The sequence below is a fragment of the Formosa agariphila KMM 3901 genome, assembly GCF_000723205.1.
GTDB classification, from domain to species: Bacteria; Bacteroidota; Bacteroidia; order Flavobacteriales; family Flavobacteriaceae; genus Formosa; species Formosa agariphila.
This window is the reverse complement of sequence record NZ_HG315671.1, coordinates 1417410-1437412: the sequence shown is the minus strand read 5'-3', so window position 1 is coordinate 1437412 and position 20003 is coordinate 1417410. Positions and strand designations below refer to the sequence as shown.

Below are 20003 nucleotides of genomic sequence, written 5' to 3'. Positions count from 1 at the left end.
AAACTAATTATTTACAACACCAATAAACCATGTGCCTTTAATGTGTTTATAGGTTTTGAAAACCAGAATAATTCGAAATTCTCAAAATGAGATTCAAAATCTTTCTTCAACATATTAAAAGACGTTTGCGTGGCACTACTTGGCTTAAGTTGTTCTAGCATATCTAATAACCACTCACCTTCATCTAAAGGTGTTGAAATTTGAAAGGCATTTGTTTTATCGTAGAACGTCATTTTCAAACTCGTATAGGTCGTTCCTTTTTTAGTTTTCGAGACCTCTTCTACAAACGGTGTTTTACCTAACCATACAATTTTAGCTGTTGGTTTTACACTGAAACTCGGTTCGGTTTGTAAAGCATTAAAAATACAATCTGAATCTACTGTCGTATCAGGGACATTAAAATCGAACCAATCCTGAAGCGGTAAATCAAACCCTATCCCGTGCATATAATTAAATAATGAGGTTTTTAGTCCGTTACTAAATTTTGAATGGTCGATACCTGTCACATCGGAAAACGCGACATCGTTATTTGCAAAGGTGATGTCGTTGTAATGTGGCGTAACGCCGAACTCGGCTGGATTTAGGCCTATTGGACTATGTGCTGTTAATGCAAACTGATGCCAAAAGCCAGATTGCAAAACGCCAACTTCAAACAACTGACGTACCATTTCTAAACTATCTATGGTTTCTTGCTCCGTTTGTGTAGGATACCCGTACATTAAATACGAATGTACCATGATATTACTTTCGGTTAAATTACGAGTCACTTGCGCGACTTGTTCCACAGTCACACCTTTATCAATTAGTTTTAATAAACGGTCTGATGCCACTTCCAAGCCTCCAGAAACCGCGATACATCCAGAGGCTTTTAAAAGAATACATAAATCTTGAGTAAAATTTTTCTCGAACCTGATATTTGCCCACCACGTTAACGTTAAATCACGTTTTAATATTTCTAAAGCTAATGCTTTCATTAATGACGGTGGCGCGGCTTCATCGACAAAATGAAATCCGGTATCTCCCGTTTGCGCTATTAACTCCTCCATGCGGTCGACTAATGTCTTAGCCGCGATAGGTTCGTAAATTTTTATATAATCTAAGGAAATATCACAAAATGTGCATTTTCCCCAATAGCATCCATGTGCCATGGTGAGTTTGTTCCAACGTCCGTCACTCCATAAACTGTGCATTGGATTCGCAATTTCTATAACCGAAATATACTCATCCAACAACAAATCTGAATAATCGGGTGTCCCAACTGCACTTTGCTTATAATCCGGAAGCGGACTATCATTTTTATACACCACAGCATTGTTTTCTAATAACAGAGTACGTTTAAACTTGAAGGTGTTTTTATCTTTAGTATTGACTACTAAATCGTGTAATAATTCGACAGGTAATTCCCCATCGTCTAATGTAATAAAATCGAAAAACTCAAACACACGAACATCTTTTAAAGAACGCAACTCTGTGTTTGGGAATCCGCCTCCCATTTCGACAGTAATATTTGGATAATTAGATTTTATAAACTGTGCACAACGAAACGCACTGTATAAATTCCCCGGAAACGGCACCGATAAACAAACAATTTTAGGTTGCACTTCTTCTAATTTACCTTCTAGGATTTGTAGCGTGATATCGTCAATAAAGGTAATATCTTGTTGTAAACTATCGTACAACTCATCAAACGAATTGGCACTCATCCCTAAACGTTCGGCATAACGACTAAATCCAAAATTATCGTCTATACATTCAATAATAAAATCGGATAAATCTTCAAGAAACAAGGTCGCCAAGTGCTTAGCTTTATCTTGCATTCCCATATTACCGAAGGCCCAATTTAAATCTTCTAGATTATCGAATCGTGATGCCCGTGGTAAAAAATTATCGGTACAAATTTGCCTTGCTAAAGTTACATTCTTGCCTTGCAGGAATTCTATTATAGGCTCTAACACCTTTAAATAATCGTCTTTTAAGGTATATATACGTTGCGCATTTTCACTCTGAATGGTATCATTCTCGTAAGCAGAATCGAACAACATCGTAAATGCATTTTTCGAAAACAACTCTATAATCACTTCAATTCCCAAATCCATTTGAGTTGCAGAAATATCCTTAGTATTTAAAAATCCTTTTAAATACGCCGTTGCTGGATACGGTGTATTTAACTGGGTAAATGGAGGTGTAATTAGTAAGATGTCTTTCAAAATATATGCAAAATTTTGAGCAAAGATAATGTATTTGTTTTCCGAAGTTTAATCGTGTGATTTAAATCTGAAAGTTCATGCTCAATCCTCTTAATTTAATGTACTTATCACTCCTTTTAAAAATTATATGTAATTTGTTCTTTCAACTTGTATTTAATTCAACTAACCATGAATCCTGAACACGATTATAAAGCCATAAACAAAGCCACTTGGAATATTAAAACGGAAACACATTTAGCATCAGATTTTTACGATGTTGAAGGTTTTATTAACGGAAACTCCTCTTTAAATACTATTGAATTGGAATTACTTGGCGATGTACAAGGCAAAAAGATATTACACTTACAATGTCATTTTGGTCAAGATTCGCTGTCTTTAGCCCGTTTAGGAGCACAAGTTACAGGTGTTGATTTATCTGATGTGGCCATTAAAAATGCTAACAGTTTAACTAAACAACTTGAATTAGATGCGTCCTTTATTTGTTGTGACCTATACGATTTACCGAATTATTTAGATGATACTTTCGATATCGTATATACCAGTTATGGCACCATTGGATGGTTACCCGATTTAGACCAATGGGCACAATCAATTTCGAAATACTTAAAACCAAAAGGAGCTTTTGTGTTTGTAGAATTTCATCCTGCAGTTTGGATGTTCGATGACGATTTTGATAAGATTATCTACAGCTACTTTAAAAAAGAAGCTATTGTTGAAATAGAGTCTGGGACGTATGCCGATAGAACAGCAAATATTACGCAACAATCTATAACTTGGAATCATAGTCTGGGAGAAGTCCTTGGGAGTTTACTTCAGAATAATTTACAATTACAAACGTTTAAGGAGTTTGATTATTCGCCTTACGATTGTTTTAGAAACACTGTTGAGGTCAATCCGAGACAATATAGAATTAAACACCTAGACTCTAAGATACCTATGGTTTATGCTTTAAAAGCGATTAAAGACTGATTTTATACATATAATAGAAGTTATTTAACTCCTAAGCCCTGTTCAGGTCGTTGTTTTAGCAAGTTTACAGCCTCTTTCTTTAGTTTTTGTTTTTTAAGATATTTACCGTAAAACAGGGCTATTACAATAGCTAAAACACCTTGAATAAGCACTGTGGCTTGTACCCCTATAAAATGTGAAATACTACCAATTGCAAGACTACCTATAGGCAATAAACCGGTTAACGTCATCACGTAAATACTAATCACTCGACCTCTAAAATGATTTGGTACATTCACTTGGATAATGGTATTTGTAATGGTTCTTACGGACATCATCCCGAAGGCTGCTATACCCACAAAAAACAAGGCTAAATAATAATTTGAGGTTTCAGAAAACAAAATTAGTCCAACTCCAAAAATTAACGAATTAATCGCTAAGACCTTAACAAGGTTTGCACCTGGTTTTAAAGATGCTAAGAATATGGCGCCTATAAAAGCACCAAAACCAATGATACCATCGATTACACCTAAAGTAGACGCCGAACCGTTAAACACATCTTTGGCAAAAGCTGGTGTTAAAGTGGTAAACGACAATACAAATAAACTCATGAGCCCTACAAATATTAACACCGAATGAATTTCAGGCGTACTAATGATATAGTTAAAAGCGTCTTTAAATTCATTTTTAATATTTCTATCGGCCTTCGGTTTCAATTCCTGTTTTGGTAAGCGCATTAATAGCAACGAAATAATTACAGGAATAAAACTCATGGCATTCATTCCGAAACACACTTCGTCTCCAAAAGATTCTAAAATAAAACCAGCAAGCGCAGGACCTATTAATTTAGACAGATTAACCATAGACGAGTTTAAGGCTAAAGCATTAGGTAAATCGTCTTTATTATCTACCATTTCACGCACCAAGGACTGCCTTGCAGGGACATCGAAACCATTTATAATACCTAAAACTGCACTAAGCACAATTATTGTCCAAACGGCATGGTCTTTAAAAAACACAATAGAAATGGTTAGTAAAATAGCCTGAAGTAACGAGACAATTTGAGTAATTAATAATACGCTGTGTCTATTATGTCTATCTGCAATAACACCGCCATAAAGCGACATAATTGCGGTAGGAAATAGTGTTGCAAACACCGTAACACCAAGCATAAATTTAGATTGCGTTAAACTGTAAATTACCCAACTCACCGCTGTTTTCTGCATCCATGTTCCTAAAAGCGATACAGATTGTCCCATAAAGAATAATCTAAAATTTCTACTTTTAAAGGAATTGAAGGTGGTAAAATTCATGTTTAACGTTTGTATTTTAGGCAACAAAATTAAACTATAAAACTTGAAAATTTCTGCAAATACAATACCCATCATCTATAAGGCATCAATAATTATGATATTATAGATTTAGATTAATAAAAATCATCAATCATCTTTTTTATTCACTCAAATATTTAAATAGAAGTGATTATTGTTTTAACTTAGTATAACATTTTTCAAACTAAATTCTATCCCACCTTGGAAACTTTTACCCTTGCCCGAGTTATACATGTATTAGCCGTTGTGTTATGGATTGGTGGCGTTTCTATGGTCACTACTGTTATTATTCCTGCAGTAAAAAAAATGAAAACTAAGGAAGATAAATTGCAGACATTCGAGCAAATTGAAGGTAAGTTCGCCACCCAAGCTAAAATCACGACCTTACTTACAGGAATTACAGGTTTTTACATGATGTACGAAATGGATGCTTGGAGCAGGTATTTAGATATTCGATTTTGGTGGATTCATGCCATGACAATTATGTGGATTATCTTCACACTAGTATTATATGTTTTAGAACCGCTTTTACTTCATAAATTATTTAGAAAAGAAGTTGAAAAAAATCCCGATAAAGCGTTTAGAATTATTCATCGCGCACATTGGATTTTGCTTATTCTTAGTTTATGTACCATTTTTGGAGCGGTAGCAGGAAGCCACGGCTGGTATTTTATTGGATAGGTTATCATAATTTTTTGATAAATTACCTTAAACCTATTCTTTATTATTTAGAAACATTTAAATTTGCGACGTGAAAAAAGTTGTTAAATTTTCGGGAGGTTTACTATTAAGCCTGTTATATTGTTTTGCACTGTACAGTGTAACACAGCCTCTGCCTGAAACTTTCACGTATTACCCAAACAATCCAGAGCAACAGCAAAAGGTTTCAAAGGTCTCTAAATCAATTTTCAGTTTAACTGCAGAGCCTGAAAATGTAGTGATATCATTTCCTTCGCCGGCGGGTCACTTTTTAAAGATTCCGTTATTTAACTCTGTTTGGTTTCCTAAAATTAGTGAGCAATTAATAGCTTCACAATTCTTACAATACAAAATTAACCAAACCAATACTTTGGTTAATTATCGTAAAAACGATTCCATATTCCCGTTTCATTATTTCTGGTAAACACCATTCCTTTTTAGTGTGATTACGCACTACCCGTTTACTACAACAAGGTTATATTTAATTATATAATCTGCACTTTTTATGAAATAATTTTAAAACACATTACAATGAATACTGGAACAATGATCCTTAGCGCATTCTTTATAGCAATTTGCGCTTTACCTTTTATATTATCAAGTCGCGGAAGCAGAAAAAGAAAAAACACTTTACTAAAATCGTTACAAACTTTAGCAAATAAACATGATGCCCAGATAAGTAATTACGATGTAGGAGCCGATTTTATTATTGGGATGGACAACATTAAAAATCTGGTTTTCTTCTTCAAAAAAACAGCAGATAACTCGGTTGAAAATTGTGTAGATTTATCGGATTATAAAGATTGTAAAATATTAAAATTTGGTAAGGACTTACACGCGAAAAGCAGTTCTTATGCGATTGAAAGGTTAAAACTAGACTTTATTCCTAAAGATAAATCGGTGCCAGAACAACAATTTGAATTTTACAATGAAGCGGTAAATACGCAATTAAGTGGTGAGATTCAGATTATTAATACCTGGCATGAATTAATTGAGAAGAAATTAGCGCTAAACTAAGAGTAATAAAAGCCCCATAATATGTTATGGGGCTTTTGTTTTTATTTAAATTTATTGTTCTGTTTTACCGAACAAATATCCATAAGGGAGACCTACAAATAGAGCGCCTCCAACAATATTTCCTAAAGTTGCAGGAATTAAATTCTTAAATATAAACGTGCTCCATGTAATTCCTGAACCTTCGAATATAGATAACGGAATAAAATACATGTTTGCAATACTATGTTCGAAACCTAGAGTAACAAAAGCCATGACAGGTAGCCAAATGGCTATAATTTTACCACTCGTGTTTTCGGCTGCAATACCTTGCCAAAGTGCTAGACACACCAACCAATTCGCTCCGATACCTTTTATAAAAGTGACTAAAAACGAATGACTTGTTTTACCTCGTGCTATACTATGAACCAAATCTAAATACGGCGCTTTACTTACAAGATGTGTTAAATGTGTTATAACATAAGCGATAAAAAGCGCACCAATAAAATTCCCTAGATAGACCAAACCCCAGTTTTTAAACATGGCATAAGCCCGTTGTCTTTTGGTTAAAATATTAGGAATAAAATATGCATTGTTTCCTGTAAACAACTCTGCTCCTACTAGTACCACAAGTATTAGTCCTAAAGGAAAAGCTGCTCCAAACATAAACTTTGCAAGTCCTGGATTCTGTGCTACAATACCAGGTGAACCTCCAGAAATAGTTAACGCTAATAATCCGCCAAATGCCACATAAGCTCCTGCTAAGAAAGCTAGAATTAATGTTTTACTAATAGTATAACCTTCCTTATTTAGCGCAATTTCATTAATAATTTTTATACCTTCTTTAGGTGAATACATACTGATTGGGTTAAGTAGATTTATAAATGAATTTTAATTCACTTTTACGTCTTTAAAATAGGTGTTCAAAATTTTTACGGCCTCGTTAATTTCGTCTTGTGTATTTTCTCTAGCATCTTTTAATTCGTATTCCCAACCTAATGCTTCCCATTTATGAATCCCTAATTTATGATAAGGTTGCAATTCAATTTTTTCTATTGTTTGGTAATCCTTAAAATAGGTCCCTAATTGATGTAGTAATTCTGGTGTATTGGTTATTTCTGGAATTAACACATAGCGTAGCCACATTTTTTTTCCTGAAGCTTCTCTGTGTTTTGCGAAATTGAAAGTGGTTTCTTTGTTTTTAGCACCTGCTATGTATTGAAACCCTTCTTCTGTCATATGCTTAATATCCAGCATCACTAAATCGGCATAATCATCTAATAACTCCTTTGTGGGATGATTTAATAATCGTCCGTTAGTGTCAATATTAGTATGTATACCTTCTTCTTTTAGACGCTTAAAAAAGTGAATCAAGTTTTTAGCTTGTAGTAAAGGTTCTCCACCAGATACTGTAACGCCTCCTTTGTCTCCAAAATAAGATTTCATTCTTACGGCGCGCTTAACAAGCTCTTCTATCTCATATTCCGTTCCACCCTGGGTATCAATAGTATCAGGATTATGGCAATACAAACATTTTAATTTACAACCTTGTAAAAACACAACCATCCGTATGCCTGGACCATCATGCGTTCCAAAAGACTCTATAGAATGTACACTTAAAGTATTATCTGAAGTTTTAATAATAGTAAGATTTAAATTAAAAAATAAAGAGGCATTCAAAAATATAATTTACACTAAACAGTAAGGGAGATTACTTTTTGCTATTTAAGTAAAATTAGTGTTTAAAATTTTTGAATACCTCTTAAAGTAATATAAACAGAGTTCGTTTTACATTGATTCGTGGAATGAACGAGAGATAACTTCCATTTGTTGTTCTCTTGTTAATCTAATAAAGTTAACAGCATAACCCGACACACGAATTGTTAATTGTGGGTGATTTTCTGGATGTTCCATCGCATCTAACAAGGTATTTTTATCCAGAACATTTACATTTAAATGTTGAGCGCCATTACTAAAGTAACCCGTTAAAGTTGAAACTAAATTATCGATACGTTCTTCTTCTGTTGCACCTAATGATTTTGGTACGATAGAGAATGTATTTGATACACCATCTTGAGAATCTTTATAATCTATTTTAGCAACAGAATTTAAAGATGCTATTGCTCCGTTAGTATCACGACCATGCATTGGGTTTGCTCCTGGTGCAAAAGGCACACCTTTAGCTCGACCATCCGGAGTAGCTCCAGTCTTTTTACCATACACGACATTAGACGTAATAGTTAACACAGACATTGTTGGTTCTGCATTCTTGTAGACTGCTAGCTTTTTAAGTTCGTTATTAAAGTCTTCTACCGCATCATGAGCAAAGATATCTACGCGATCATCGTCGTTTCCATATTTAGGGAATTCACCTTCAATTTCGAAACTAACAGTTAATCCTTCTTCATTTCGGATTGGTTTAACTTTAGCATATTTAATAGCCGATAATGAATCTGCTACGATAGATAAACCTGCAATACCGTAAGCGATATTAATATCTGGATTAGTATCGATTAAAGCCATCTGACCTTTTTCGTAGTAGTATTTATCGTGCATATAGTGAATAATATTCATAGAATCGTTATACACTCGAGCCACTTCTTTCATTGCAATTTTGTAATTCGCTAATACTTTATCAAAGTCTAAGTATTCGTCATTATCTACTTCAATGCCTTTAACCATTTGTTTTCCAGTAATCTCACAACGACCTGCATTAATAGCCAAAAGCAATGTTTTTGCTAAGTTAGTACGCGCACCAAAGAATTGAATTTGTTTCCCGATTTCTTGGTAAGACACACAACATGCAATTCCATAATCGTCTGACCCTCTTAATTCGCGCATTAAATCATCGTTTTCAAATTGAATAGATGACGTATCGATAGCCACTTTAGCACAATATTTTCTAAAGTTTTCTGGTAAAGAAGGCGACCATAATACTGTAATATTTGGTTCTGGTGATGGTCCTAGGTTGTATAATGTATGTAAAAAACGGAAAGCCGTTTTTGTTACTTTAGTACGTCCGTCTTTAAACATACCTCCAATAGCTTCTGTTACCCAAGTTGGATCTCCAGCAAAAATTTCGTCGTATGCAGACATTCTTAAGTGACGCACCATACGTAATTTCATAACGAATTGGTCGATATATTCTTGAGCTTCTATTTCTCCAATCACTTCATTATCTAAATCTCTTTGAATATAAATATCTAAAAATGTAGACACATTACCTAAAGACATTGCAGCACCATCTTGTTCTTTTACAGCTGCTAAGTAAGCCATATATGTCCATTGTACAGCCTCTTGCGCATTTTCTGCAGGACGACTTAAATCAAGGTCATAAGCATTACCCATAGTAATCATTTCTTTTAATGCTTTTATTTGCTCAGAAACTTCTTCTCTCAAGCGAATAACGGCATCCGTCATAGGACCTTTTATGTTCGCTAAATCTTTCTTTTTAGCAGCAATAAGTGTATCTATTCCGTATAAAGCAATTCTTCTATAATCTCCTATAATTCTACCACGAGCATAATTATCTGGTAATCCTGTTAAAAATCCTAATGATCTAAATTTTCTAATTTCTGCATTATAAGCATCAAACACACCATCGTTATGTGTTTTTACATATTTAGAGAATAATTGATCTACCTGATTTGCTGGTTGTAATCCAATTTCTTCTAATGCTTTTTGGACCACCTTGTATCCTCCAAAAGGTTTCATAGCTCTTTTTAATAAGCCATCGGTTTGTAGGCCTACAATGGTTTCATTTTCTTTATCTATATATCCAGCTTCAAAATTTGCAATACCAGAAATAATGTCTGTATCTACAGAGTGCACGCCATTGTTTTCTCGTTCAATTTTAGTGGCACTTTTACATACGTCCCAAAGTTTTTGAGTACGTTCGCTTGGACCAATTAAAAAACTCTGAGTACCATGATAAGGTGTTATATTTTTGTACACAAAATCACGTACATTAATAGACGTATTCCAATCGCCTGTATTAAATCCATCTTTTTTAAAGCCTGTATTTTCTAACTCTGCTACTTTCATATTAATTGTATTAAATTCTCGATCTGTTTATATACCTCAAATTTCGACAGAAAGAGCATGTTAAAATATGACAAATGACAGTTTAAATTAGAATTAACAACACATTATTGATTATTACGCATTTATTACACAAACCACATTAAATCAACCGTTTTCGTAAATTTTCGTTAATAAAAAGCCTTGTGTCTTAACAATTTTTTAACGCTAATTTGAATGGATTTTTGCCTCTTAAATCACTCAAACGATTGAAATATTTTTCAGATATATTTTTTCTATTTTTATAACATAATGTTGGGTTAAAAAAGTAGTTACTTAAATAGAATTCAACTCAAAATTCAACTCAAATGACAGCCAAAAAAATCTATAATATTGCAATTATTGGAAGTGGATCTATTGCTAAAACGCATGCAAAATGTATTAACGACCTATCAAACACCAAATTAATTGCAGTTTGTACGTCTTCTGAATCTAGAATACAGCAAGCGGAAGCCAATTTTAACGTTCCTGTATATACAGATTACAACACCCTTTTTAATGAAAACCTAATTGATATTGTTAGTATTTGTACACAAAGTGGGAGTCATTTAGAGTCAACACGGGCTGCCGCACAAGCGGGCATTCACGTTTTATGCGAGAAACCTTTAGAAATTTCTGTAAAGCGTGCAACTGCTATGATTGAAGCTTGTAAGACTCATAATGTTAAACTGAGCTGTGTTTTTCAGAACAGATATGCTACAGATTATAAAACCGTATTAGAAGCGATACATAAAGGCTGGTTAGGAAAATTATTGATGGGTAATGCGAGTATAAATTGGAATCGATCTCCAGAATATTATAGCGAAAGTGTATGGCGTGGTACGTTGCTTGGAGACGGCGGTGCAGCACTTATAAACCAAGGGATTCATACCATAGATCTTCTCATTAATGCCATGGGCGCTGTACACAGTGTATTTGGTAAAACTTATACTAAAATGCATAATATAGAAGGTGAAGATTTAGCTCATGCTCTAGTGAATTTTAAAAACGGAGCAATTGGTACCATTACCGCGGGAACAGCGCTTTATCCAGGAAACCCTGAGCGTTTAGAAATTTATGGAGAACATGGTACGATAATATTAGAAGGTGGAAAAATTATAAAATGGGATATTAAAAATCATGACCGAAACCCAAAACAAACAGACCTAGACGCTTCTAGTGGAGCCTCGGATCCGTTAGCCATTGGACATGCTTTACATAAAACACAAATCTCAGAATTTATTAAAGCCATTTCTAACAACACCCAACCCGAAATAGATGGCGAAGAAGGTTTAAAATCTTTAGCTTTAATTGAAGGTATTTATAAATCGTCTACAACGCATTCTGAAGTTATTTTTTCATAAATTTAAAATTTTAATTCAATCTGTATATAACGTATGTCTTTTCACAAAAGCTTTTCCATCCTTACTTTCTTATTATTATTTACTTTAAACCATTGGGGGCAAAATGTAAGCTCGGCGCAAATAGACTCTTTAGTTTCAAAAACAATGGCTTTAAATAATTCTGTAGGAATGGCAATTGCTATTGTTAAAGATGGAAAAGTTGTACATTCTAAAGGGTATGGCTTAAAATCTATTGAAACGAAAGACAAAGTAGACGACAACACCTTATTTTCTATTGCCTCTAATTCAAAAGCATTTACAGGTGCAGCACTTGCTATATTAGTGGATGAAGGTAAATTATCTTGGGATGATCATGTTGTAGATTATATACCTGAATTTAAAATGTATGATGATTATGTTACTACAAATTTCACCATCACCGATTTACTAACGCACAGAAGTGGTTTAGGTTTAGGCGCTGGAGATTTAATGATTTTTCCAGACACTGGAGATTTTACTATAGACGATATTATTAAAAGTTTTCAATACCAAACACCAACATCTGCTTTTCGAACCCAATACGATTACGACAACTTATTATATTTAGTAGCAGGAGAAGTTATATACAGAGTAAGCGGCACTTCTTGGGCAGACTTTATACAAACGCGTATTTTCGACCCGCTAGATATGAAAACAGCTAAACCACTTATTAACCGTATTCCTAAAAATGCAAATGTGGCCATGCCACACAATTCTTACAATAACGAAATTAAAGAACTCTCACCTTACGATGGCGGTGATTTAGTTGGTGCTGCTGGCGGAATTAATGCAGGAGTTAACGATTTAACCAAATGGATGCTTGTACAACTTAATAAAGGAAAATACGGAGATAATTTATCTAAAACGCTATTTTCTGAAGCTGTACAGAAACAAATGTGGTCACCAATTACCATGACAGGATACAATATATATGGAGACGGACGCCGAGATAATCATTTCTCAGCCTATGGATTAGGTTGGAAAATATCTGATGTTAAAGGAAAAATTATGGTAAGTCATACTGGTGGGCTAACAGGCATGTTATCGCGTACCATGCTAATCCCTGAACTTAATTTAGGTATCGTGGTCTTAACTAACACAGATCCTGGAGGCTATGCGTTTTATGCTGTTCCTGAAACTATTTTAGATATGTATTTAGGACTTGACAAAAAAGATTGGGTTACCGAACTTTCAGAATATAGTAAAAGTAAAGAAAAAGATGGAGACGCCGTTACAAAGGCCGTTTGGGAAACTGTAGAAGCCAATAAAAAAATAAAAATTGATAAGAATAAGTATTTAGGAACCTACAACGACCCTTGGTTTGGTGATATCACAATTACAGAAAAAAACGATTCACTTTGGTTTACGTCTAAGCGCTCACCTAAATTAAACGGCCCCATGTTTTTTTATAAAGCGACTACTTTTGCCGTGAAATGGGAATTTACAGGAATGCCTTGCGATGCTTTTGCAACTTTTAATTTGAATGAAGAAGGCAAAGCCATGCAAATTAAAATGAAAGGAATCTCGCCTAACATCGATTTTAGTTTCGATTTTCACGATTTAAATCTGGAGCGTATAGACTAAATATCGTATTAGTCTATATATACGACAAAACATGTTTATTAGGAAAGCCACCATAACTGATGCTGATGCCATAGCCCAACTCTTACTCACGGCTATGGAAACTATTGTTTATGAATTTTTAGGAGTTAAAAATCACAACCAAGCACTTGCATTTTTACAGCACTTTACAGCACAATCAAACAACCAATATTCTTATCAAAATTGTTATGTTGTAGAAAATAAAAATCGTGTTATTGCTGCAATTAATTGTTATGATGGTGCACTTTTAGAATCATTAAGACACCCCATTCATCAATATATAACCACACATTATAATATGTACTTTAATCCTGAAGACGAAACTGAAGCTGGCGAAATATATATTGACTCTTTCGCTGTACTAAAAAGTGAACAAGGAAAGGGCGTTGGAGCAATGCTCTTAAAGTTTATAATCCAAAATTACGTTTATAAACAACATAAAACCTTGGGATTACTTGTAGAAGAACACAATCTGAAAGCCGAACACTTATATTTAAATCTCGGATTTAAAATGGTAGGCACAAGAAATTTAGTTGGTAAAACACTAAAACATCTTCAGTATACAGCTTAATACCCTATTTTGTTTTAATCATCTTAAAATATTTCACTCAATATTTCATAAGATTTTTTACGTGCTTCATGATCATAAATATGAGATACTACAATTAACTCCTGTATTTGTGTTTTAGCAACAAATTCAGAAATCTCTTTTTCAATTGTAGCTTTAGACCCAATAAATGTGTAATGCAACATATTCATAATCATGGCTTGTTGTTGGTCATTCCAAATACCATCCATAGATGCTACAGGTGGTTGCAGTGGTCGGCGCACATTCGTTATTATTCCCATAGCCAATTGAAATAAACTCGTTGCTAAAACTTGTGCTTCAGCATCTGTCTCTGCAGCGATAACATTTACACACGCCATACTATAAGGTTTTTCGTGTGTAGAACTTGGAGTAAAAGAATTATTATAAATATGTAAGGCATCGAATAACTGAGCTGGTGCAAAATGACTTGCAAACGCATAAGGCAACCCTTTTTTAGCTGCTAAATCGGCACTAAATGTACTTGACCCTAATAAATAAATAGGCAAGTCTAAACCTTCTCCAGGAATCGCTCTAACTGGATTCCCTAAATCTTCATTTGTAAAATAATCTTGTAATTCTTGAATATTATTCGGAAAATCCTGAACGCTCTCTTGCCTATCGCGACGTAATGCCATTGCGGTACGCTGATCTGTTCCTGGTGCTCTTCCTAAACCTAAATCTATACGTCCTGGGTATAAGGTTTCTAATGTTCCAAATTGTTCTGCAACCACTAAAGGCGCATGATTAGGTAACATAATTCCACCAGAGCCTACTTTAATAGTTGAAGTTCCTTGAGCAATAAATCCTAATAAAACCACGGTAGCAGAACTTACTAAACTATCCATATTATGGTGTTCAGAAATCCAATAGCGGGAAAAGCCCAATGCCTCGGTATGCTGTGCTAAATTCAAAGCATTATGCATAGCTTGTTGTTGGGTATTTCCTTTTGTAATAGGAACTAAATCTAACACTGAAAACTTTATATTACTCAAACTACCTCGACTCATATTACCTTAACTATTTATTCTATACTTAATTTAAACCATCTTTTCGCAACCTATAAATCTTGAAAAAGATTCATCAAATTTATGAAGATTAAAACGAAGATTGTTATGATAAAACTTAATCTATTCTTAAAGTTTAAGTTATCCATAACGCCTTTGTAAATGCTATTTTTATATATTAAAATCGGCATGTTATTTCACATAAATGCATCGCTGTTAGACCAAATAATTCGTGAAATCAAAACAATTTCCAAAACAGTTTAAATGGGGCGTCACCATATCGTCTTATCAAAATGAAGGCGCTTATAACAGTCATGGCAAAGGCCCATCTATTTGGGATACCTTTACCCATAAAACATCATTTAAAAAAGGAAATGGAAATACGGCAACCGATTTTTATTCCAATTACAAAGCGGACATTGCTCATGTTAAAGCCCTTAATTTAGATTGTTTTAGGTTTTCATTATCATGGTCTAGAATTTTCCCTTTAGGTGTTGGCGACGTAAATGCTGAAGGCGTGAAGTTTTATCATGATGTTATCGATTATGCTTTAGAATTAGGCATTGAACCTTGGGTTACACTCTACCATTGGGATTTACCTCAAGCTTTACAAGACCAAGGCGGATGGACCAATCGAAATATATTGCATTGGTTTGAAACTTATGTCGAATTTTGTACAAAAGAATATGGCCTGAAAGTTAAAACGTGGATTATACTAAACGAACCAATGAGTTTTGTGGGTTTAGGCTATTATATGGGCATGCATGCGCCTGGAAAAAAAGGCGTATCAAACTTTCTACCCGCTGCGCATCACGCTGCTCTTTGTCAGTCGCTAGGAGGCCGAATTGTGAGAAAAAATGTTGAAAAAGCTAGTATTGGCACCACCTTTTCCTGCTCTTATGTGCGTCCATTTAACAGACGGGTAATTCATAAACATGCAGCCGTTCGTGTTGATGCTTTATTAAATCGATTCTTTTTAGAACCAGCGTTAGGCATGGGCTATCCAACAGATGCTTTTGCCGGATTAAATTTTATGTCTAAATATATGAAACCTGGAGATGAGGAATTATTGCCATTCGATTTCGACTTTATTGGTGTACAATACTATTTTAAAGTCGTAGCTAAATTTAGTTTACTCCCTCCTATTCTATTTGCAACCGAAGTTCCTGCAGAAAAAAGAGATGTTAAGATAAATGCCATGAATTTGGAAATATATCCGAAAGGATTATATAAAATGTTAGAAAAATTCAATGCCTATCCCCAAATAAAATCTATTTATATTACAGAGTCTGGCGTGTGTTTTGAAGATGAATTAATCGATGGAAAAGTCAACGACAAAAACCGAATTAACTACTTCAAGAAAACTTTTAAATATACCCTTAAAGCTATTGAAAATAATATGCCCATAAAAGGCTATTTTATATGGACGTTAGTCGATAATTTTGAATGGGCAGAAGGTATAAAACCTCGATTTGGTATAATTCACAACGATTTTAGCACACAGAAACGCACCATTAAAAAATCGGGTTTATGGTTAAAACGGTTCTTAAGTAAACGAAACAACAAGATTTGATTTTCAGAATAATTATATTATCTTAAGTCATATTTTTAAGTTGGTATATCTTTTGTTATATTCTACTAAAATCTTTACATCATGAAAAAACATATCATTTTATTAGTCGTATTAGTTTTCGGGATGCAACTTACTTTTTCACAAACTAAAGCTGAAAAAAAAGCCGCTAAGAAAGAAAAAGCGGAACAAAATTATACAGCCATAAAAAAACTTATCGATACAAAACAATATACGTTCGAGGGCAGTTGGGCTACATCTCAAGGTGGTAGACGTATTAATTTAATTGGAAATACTAATTTTTTAAATGTTGATAAAGATTCAACTGATGCTTATTTACCTTATTTTGGAGTGGCACATATTGCTTCCTACGGTGGTGATGGCGGTATAAAATTTGACGGTCCGTATGAAGATTATAAGCTAAGTTTTAATGACAAAAAACAAGTGGTTACCGTTAGTTATTCAACATCTCATAAATCTGAAAAAATAGATGTAACGCTTCGTGTTTTTAGTCCGGAAACAGCATCTTTAGTTATTTATAGTAGCAATAGAAATAGTATTTCTTACGATGGAAGTATTAAAGCTTTAAAGAAAGATGAAGAAAACGAAGCTTCTAATTAAAGTCTTATAAAACCACTACGCCTTAAATTCAATTCATGACTTTATACATTCGAATTATTTGTTTTTCATTACTTATAATGGTTAGCCAAACGGTACTAGCTCAAAAAACTACTGGAAAAGCATCTTATTACAGTAATGAATTTCAAGGTAAAGAAACAGCTAGTGGTGAACTTTATAATGCTTCTGAATTAACTGCTGCACACCGTACATTACCATTTAATACAAAAATTAAAGTCACCAATTTAAGGAATAACAAATCTGTAATAGTTAGAATTAACGATCGTGGACCTCATAAAAAAAGTCGTATTATAGATTTGTCATTTACTGCCGCTAAAACAATAGACCTCATTCATGAAGGCATTGCAAACGTAAAACTTGAAATTCTAGAAGAATAATCTTATATGAGTTTCGTTTTAAATACAAATTGATATGATTAGAAAAACAATTTTAATACTTTGTATAGTTTTAACCATCCCTAAACTAGCACATGCACAAGAAAATTTACAATGGTTAGATTTAGAATTATCGAATTACAATTATCCATACGCTGTTAAATCCATTGACTTACACATCCAGAATCAAGATTTGCAAATGGCCTATATGGACATTAAACCAGCGAATTACAATGGAAAAAATATCATGTTATTACATGGTAAAAACTTTAATGGCGCATATTGGAAAACTACTATAGAGCAATTATCTAAAGCTGGTTTTCGTGTTATAGTTCCTGATCAGATTGGTTTTGGAAAATCGTCTAAGCCAGAACATTTTCATTATACTTTTCAGCAACTGGCACAAAATACAAAAGCAGTTCTAGATACATTACACATTTCAAAAACGGCTGTTTTAGGGCATTCTATGGGCGGTATGCTTGCTACACGATTTGCTCTAATGTATCCTGAAATTACCGAAAAATTAATATTAGAAAACCCAATCGGGTTAGAAGACTGGAAACTAAAAGTTCCTTATAAATCGGTAGAAGAGAATTATAACAGTGAATTAAAAAAAGATTATGAATCTATTAAAAAATATCAACTCGTTAGTTATTACGATAACACATGGAAACCCGAATATGACCAATGGGTAAATCTATTGGCGGGTTGGACATTAAATTCTGATTATAAAAAAATCGCATGGAATTCAGCATTAACGTCCGATATGATTTTTACACAACCCGTGGTTTACGAATTTGGTAAAATTAGTTCACCTACTTTATTAATTATCGGCACAAGAGATAGAACCGCTTTAGGCAAACCTTTGGTAACAGATGCCGTTAGAAAAACCATGGGACTTTATAATGAATTAGGAAAGAAAACTCAGAAAGCTATTCCAGATGCGCAACTTATAGAATTAGACAATATTGGCCATTTACCACATATAGAAAGTTTTGATCGATTTATTACACCGTTAATTAACTTCTTAAAATCGTAAATAAACTAGAAACTAATTTACTTACTCGTGTAAGCTATTCTATATGTTTTAAATCTATTAGCATAGTAGCTTAGAAGTCTGCACAATTTGGTAAAAAACAGATTCTTTAACTTATATTTGGGTGTCATTAATATGAAATCTTTACTTAGATTTTGTACAATTTAACGACCTCAACCAAATATGAATTAAATGTTTAGACATCAGGGTAAAAGCAGAACTTTAAAACATAATCTGCGAATTGCTACGATTTTGTCTTTTGTTGCTGGAATCGTGAATGTTTCTGGATTTTTAGCTTTTCATCAACTTACAACTAACGTCACTGGGCACTTTGCACTCTTTATTAGTGATGTAGCAAACTTTGACTTCTGGATTGGAACTATTTATTTTCTTTATATATTTTCTTTTCTTCTCGGTTCTTTTGTATCCAGTTTCCTAATTGAAAAATTCAAGGCGAATAAAAAACTTAACGTATTTGTTTTACCAACTTTAATTGAATGTTTTATTCTAATATCAATCGCAATTATAAGTAATACAACACAAATAAAATATCCCGATTTTATAGTCTGTCTATTACTTTTCGCAATGGGACTTCAAAACTCATTTGTTACAAAAATTTCTAATGCAGTTGTAAGAACAACGCATCTCACAGGATTATTTACAGATTTAGGCATTGAATTCTCTCAACTTTTATTTCCTGAATCTCATCCAAATAGAGAAAAAATTAAAGCAACAATTAAACTGAGAATTTTTATAATCTGCTTCTTCTTTTTAGGCGGATTAATAGGTGGATTTCTTTACTCACGCCTTAACTTAAAATTGAACAGCTTAATTTTTGGAGCACTAATTTTGCTTGTCAGTTTATCTTTTGATGATTTGAGATATAAATTAATCCGAACAAAAAGAAAATACAAACAAAGACAAATTACGTTACATAAAAACGTATAATTTAATCAGGACACATGATATTATTCGAAACCGAAAGATTAATTATTAAACGCTTAGAAGTTGTAGATAAAACATACTTTTCTGAACTTTTTACAGACCAAAATGTTCTAAGGTTAATTCCACAACAACCATTATCGGAACTTCAAATAACCGATATATTCAATAAAAACTTGAATTTAGAATTATCGCATTTAAACACACGCAAATGTATATGTGGAATTTACATTAAAGAAAACCCTGAATTAATTGGACTTTCATTATTTCTAATCAATGAAAATGATGACAAAGAATTAGGATATAGATTTAGAGAAGCATATTGGGGTAAAGGATTTGGAACTGAAACCACTAAAGGAATGTTGAAATATTATTTCGAAAATCTAAAAGTTAAAAAAGTGACCGCAGATGTAAACATAGACAATATTGCATCTGTAAAGGTTTTAGAAAAATTCATGAAACCAGTACACGAATTTTTTAATGAAAAAGACGATTGCACCGATAGAAGATATGAAGTAAAAATAAATGGCCTACAGATATCTTAATAAACCTGAATTACACTTTTTACGATCAACAGATATAATTAAAAAAACATAAAGTCGATATTGTCTCTTTACTACAATCTAAT

At 33.4% G+C, this 20003-nt stretch carries 19 protein-coding genes; 13 read left to right on the top strand and 6 right to left on the bottom strand.

Annotated elements, in window-relative coordinates; genetic code table 11:
• Positions 1-11: 11 nt before the first annotated feature.
• Entirely contained in the window at positions 12-2207 is a 2196-nt protein-coding gene (locus BN863_RS06050) for a B12-binding domain-containing radical SAM protein (protein ID WP_038528545.1), read from the bottom strand.
• A gap of 168 nt (positions 2208-2375) precedes the next feature.
• Here BN863_RS06050 and BN863_RS06045 point away from each other — a divergent pair, with 168 nt between their 5' ends.
• Positions 2376-3176: a class I SAM-dependent methyltransferase gene (locus BN863_RS06045; protein WP_038528543.1), complete on the top strand. Its 801-nt coding sequence runs from the start codon at positions 2376-2378 to the stop codon at positions 3174-3176.
• A 20-nt stretch (positions 3177-3196) separates the two neighbouring features.
• On the opposite strand, the gene BN863_RS06040 is transcribed toward BN863_RS06045, so the two are convergent.
• Positions 3197-4468, bottom strand: a complete 1272-nt coding sequence (locus tag BN863_RS06040; protein WP_038533261.1) for an MFS transporter — start codon at positions 4466-4468, stop codon at positions 3197-3199.
• Between the two features lie 219 nt (positions 4469-4687).
• Between BN863_RS06040 and BN863_RS06035 the strand changes: the two genes are divergently transcribed.
• The 3 genes from BN863_RS06035 to BN863_RS06025 all read left to right on the top strand — a co-directional run bounded on the left by BN863_RS06035 (position 4688) and on the right by BN863_RS06025 (position 6202).
• A complete protein-coding gene (locus BN863_RS06035) occupies positions 4688-5167 on the top strand; it encodes a membrane protein (protein ID WP_038528540.1) in 480 nt (159 codons plus the stop codon).
• 70 nt (positions 5168-5237) lie between these two features.
• Complete coding sequence (locus tag BN863_RS06030; protein WP_038528537.1) at positions 5238-5609, top strand: hypothetical protein; 372 nt, start codon at positions 5238-5240, stop codon at positions 5607-5609.
• Positions 5610-5716: 107 nt separating this feature from the next.
• Positions 5717-6202 (top strand): hypothetical protein, encoded by a 486-nt coding sequence (locus BN863_RS06025; RefSeq protein ID WP_038528535.1) that lies wholly within the window; start codon positions 5717-5719, stop codon positions 6200-6202.
• A gap of 51 nt (positions 6203-6253) precedes the next feature.
• Here the strand turns inward: BN863_RS06025 and BN863_RS06020 are convergent, their stop codons facing one another.
• The 3 genes from BN863_RS06020 to pflB all read right to left on the bottom strand — a co-directional run bounded on the left by BN863_RS06020 (position 6254) and on the right by pflB (position 10222).
• Positions 6254-7036, bottom strand: a complete 783-nt coding sequence (locus tag BN863_RS06020; protein ID WP_038528532.1) for a formate/nitrite transporter family protein — start codon at positions 7034-7036, stop codon at positions 6254-6256.
• A 33-nt stretch (positions 7037-7069) separates the two neighbouring features.
• Positions 7070-7858: a pyruvate formate-lyase-activating protein gene (gene pflA, locus BN863_RS06015; protein ID WP_242404074.1), complete on the bottom strand. Its 789-nt coding sequence runs from the start codon at positions 7856-7858 to the stop codon at positions 7070-7072.
• A gap of 108 nt (positions 7859-7966) precedes the next feature.
• Positions 7967-10222 (bottom strand): formate C-acetyltransferase, encoded by a 2256-nt coding sequence (gene pflB / locus BN863_RS06010; RefSeq protein ID WP_038528530.1) that lies wholly within the window; start codon positions 10220-10222, stop codon positions 7967-7969.
• A 344-nt stretch (positions 10223-10566) separates the two neighbouring features.
• Here pflB and BN863_RS06005 point away from each other — a divergent pair, with 344 nt between their 5' ends.
• The 3 genes from BN863_RS06005 to BN863_RS05995 are packed head-to-tail and all read left to right on the top strand — an operon-like array spanning position 10567 to position 13792.
• A complete protein-coding gene (locus tag BN863_RS06005; protein ID WP_038528527.1) occupies positions 10567-11601 on the top strand; it encodes a Gfo/Idh/MocA family protein in 1035 nt (344 codons plus the stop codon).
• Positions 11602-11634: 33 nt separating this feature from the next.
• Positions 11635-13203, top strand: coding sequence for a serine hydrolase (locus tag BN863_RS06000; protein ID WP_038528525.1), 1569 nt, complete (start codon positions 11635-11637; stop codon positions 13201-13203).
• A gap of 31 nt (positions 13204-13234) precedes the next feature.
• Positions 13235-13792 carry a GNAT family N-acetyltransferase gene (locus BN863_RS05995; RefSeq protein WP_038528523.1) on the top strand — a complete coding sequence of 186 codons (558 nt, stop codon included), beginning with the start codon at positions 13235-13237 and terminating at the stop codon, positions 13790-13792.
• A 23-nt stretch (positions 13793-13815) separates the two neighbouring features.
• Here the strand turns inward: BN863_RS05995 and BN863_RS05990 are convergent, their stop codons facing one another.
• Positions 13816-14817, bottom strand: a complete 1002-nt coding sequence (locus BN863_RS05990) for an LLM class flavin-dependent oxidoreductase (protein WP_038528520.1) — start codon at positions 14815-14817, stop codon at positions 13816-13818.
• A 229-nt stretch (positions 14818-15046) separates the two neighbouring features.
• Here BN863_RS05990 and BN863_RS05985 point away from each other — a divergent pair, with 229 nt between their 5' ends.
• The 6 genes from BN863_RS05985 (at position 15047) to BN863_RS17945 (ending at position 19920) form a co-directional block, all read left to right on the top strand.
• The gene (locus BN863_RS05985; protein ID WP_038528518.1) at positions 15047-16387 is read left to right on the top strand and encodes a glycoside hydrolase family 1 protein; all 1341 of its coding nucleotides are present in this window, start codon (positions 15047-15049) and stop codon (positions 16385-16387) included.
• Positions 16388-16468: 81 nt separating this feature from the next.
• The gene (locus BN863_RS05980; protein ID WP_038528516.1) at positions 16469-17005 is read left to right on the top strand and encodes a DUF4251 domain-containing protein; all 537 of its coding nucleotides are present in this window, start codon (positions 16469-16471) and stop codon (positions 17003-17005) included.
• A gap of 35 nt (positions 17006-17040) precedes the next feature.
• Positions 17041-17400 carry a septal ring lytic transglycosylase RlpA family protein gene (locus BN863_RS05975; protein WP_084817480.1) on the top strand — a complete coding sequence of 120 codons (360 nt, stop codon included), beginning with the start codon at positions 17041-17043 and terminating at the stop codon, positions 17398-17400.
• A gap of 34 nt (positions 17401-17434) precedes the next feature.
• Positions 17435-18436, top strand: a complete 1002-nt coding sequence (locus BN863_RS05970; RefSeq protein WP_038528511.1) for an alpha/beta fold hydrolase — start codon at positions 17435-17437, stop codon at positions 18434-18436.
• A 189-nt stretch (positions 18437-18625) separates the two neighbouring features.
• Entirely contained in the window at positions 18626-19381 is a 756-nt protein-coding gene (locus BN863_RS05965) for a YoaK family protein (RefSeq protein ID WP_038528508.1), read from the top strand.
• 14 nt (positions 19382-19395) lie between these two features.
• On the top strand, positions 19396-19920 hold the full coding sequence (locus tag BN863_RS17945) for a GNAT family N-acetyltransferase (protein WP_051774568.1): 525 nt from the start codon (positions 19396-19398) through the stop codon (positions 19918-19920).
• Positions 19921-20003 lie beyond the last annotated feature (83 nt).

Excerpts from the sequence above, each read along its gene's own strand:
- BN863_RS06045 (WP_038528543.1), top strand. The coding sequence starts at position 2,376 with ATGAATCCTGAACACGATTATAAAGCCATAAACAAAGCCACTTGGAAT.
- BN863_RS06040 (WP_038533261.1), bottom strand. The coding sequence starts at position 4,468 with ATGAATTTTACCACCTTCAATTCCTTTAAAAGTAGAAATTTTAGATTA.
- BN863_RS06025 (WP_038528535.1), top strand. The coding sequence starts at position 5,717 with ATGAATACTGGAACAATGATCCTTAGCGCATTCTTTATAGCAATTTGC.
- BN863_RS06020 (WP_038528532.1), bottom strand. The coding sequence starts at position 7,036 with ATGTATTCACCTAAAGAAGGTATAAAAATTATTAATGAAATTGCGCTA.
- pflB (WP_038528530.1), bottom strand. The coding sequence starts at position 10,222 with ATGAAAGTAGCAGAGTTAGAAAATACAGGCTTTAAAAAAGATGGATTT.
- BN863_RS06005 (WP_038528527.1), top strand. The coding sequence starts at position 10,567 with ATGACAGCCAAAAAAATCTATAATATTGCAATTATTGGAAGTGGATCT.
- BN863_RS06000 (WP_038528525.1), top strand. The coding sequence starts at position 11,635 with ATGTCTTTTCACAAAAGCTTTTCCATCCTTACTTTCTTATTATTATTT.
- BN863_RS05995 (WP_038528523.1), top strand. The coding sequence starts at position 13,235 with ATGTTTATTAGGAAAGCCACCATAACTGATGCTGATGCCATAGCCCAA.
- BN863_RS05990 (WP_038528520.1), bottom strand. The coding sequence starts at position 14,817 with ATGAGTCGAGGTAGTTTGAGTAATATAAAGTTTTCAGTGTTAGATTTA.
- BN863_RS05980 (WP_038528516.1), top strand. The coding sequence starts at position 16,469 with ATGAAAAAACATATCATTTTATTAGTCGTATTAGTTTTCGGGATGCAA.
- BN863_RS05975 (WP_084817480.1), top strand. The coding sequence starts at position 17,041 with ATGACTTTATACATTCGAATTATTTGTTTTTCATTACTTATAATGGTT.
- BN863_RS05970 (WP_038528511.1), top strand. The coding sequence starts at position 17,435 with ATGATTAGAAAAACAATTTTAATACTTTGTATAGTTTTAACCATCCCT.
- BN863_RS05965 (WP_038528508.1), top strand. The coding sequence starts at position 18,626 with ATGTTTAGACATCAGGGTAAAAGCAGAACTTTAAAACATAATCTGCGA.
- BN863_RS17945 (WP_051774568.1), top strand. The coding sequence starts at position 19,396 with ATGATATTATTCGAAACCGAAAGATTAATTATTAAACGCTTAGAAGTT.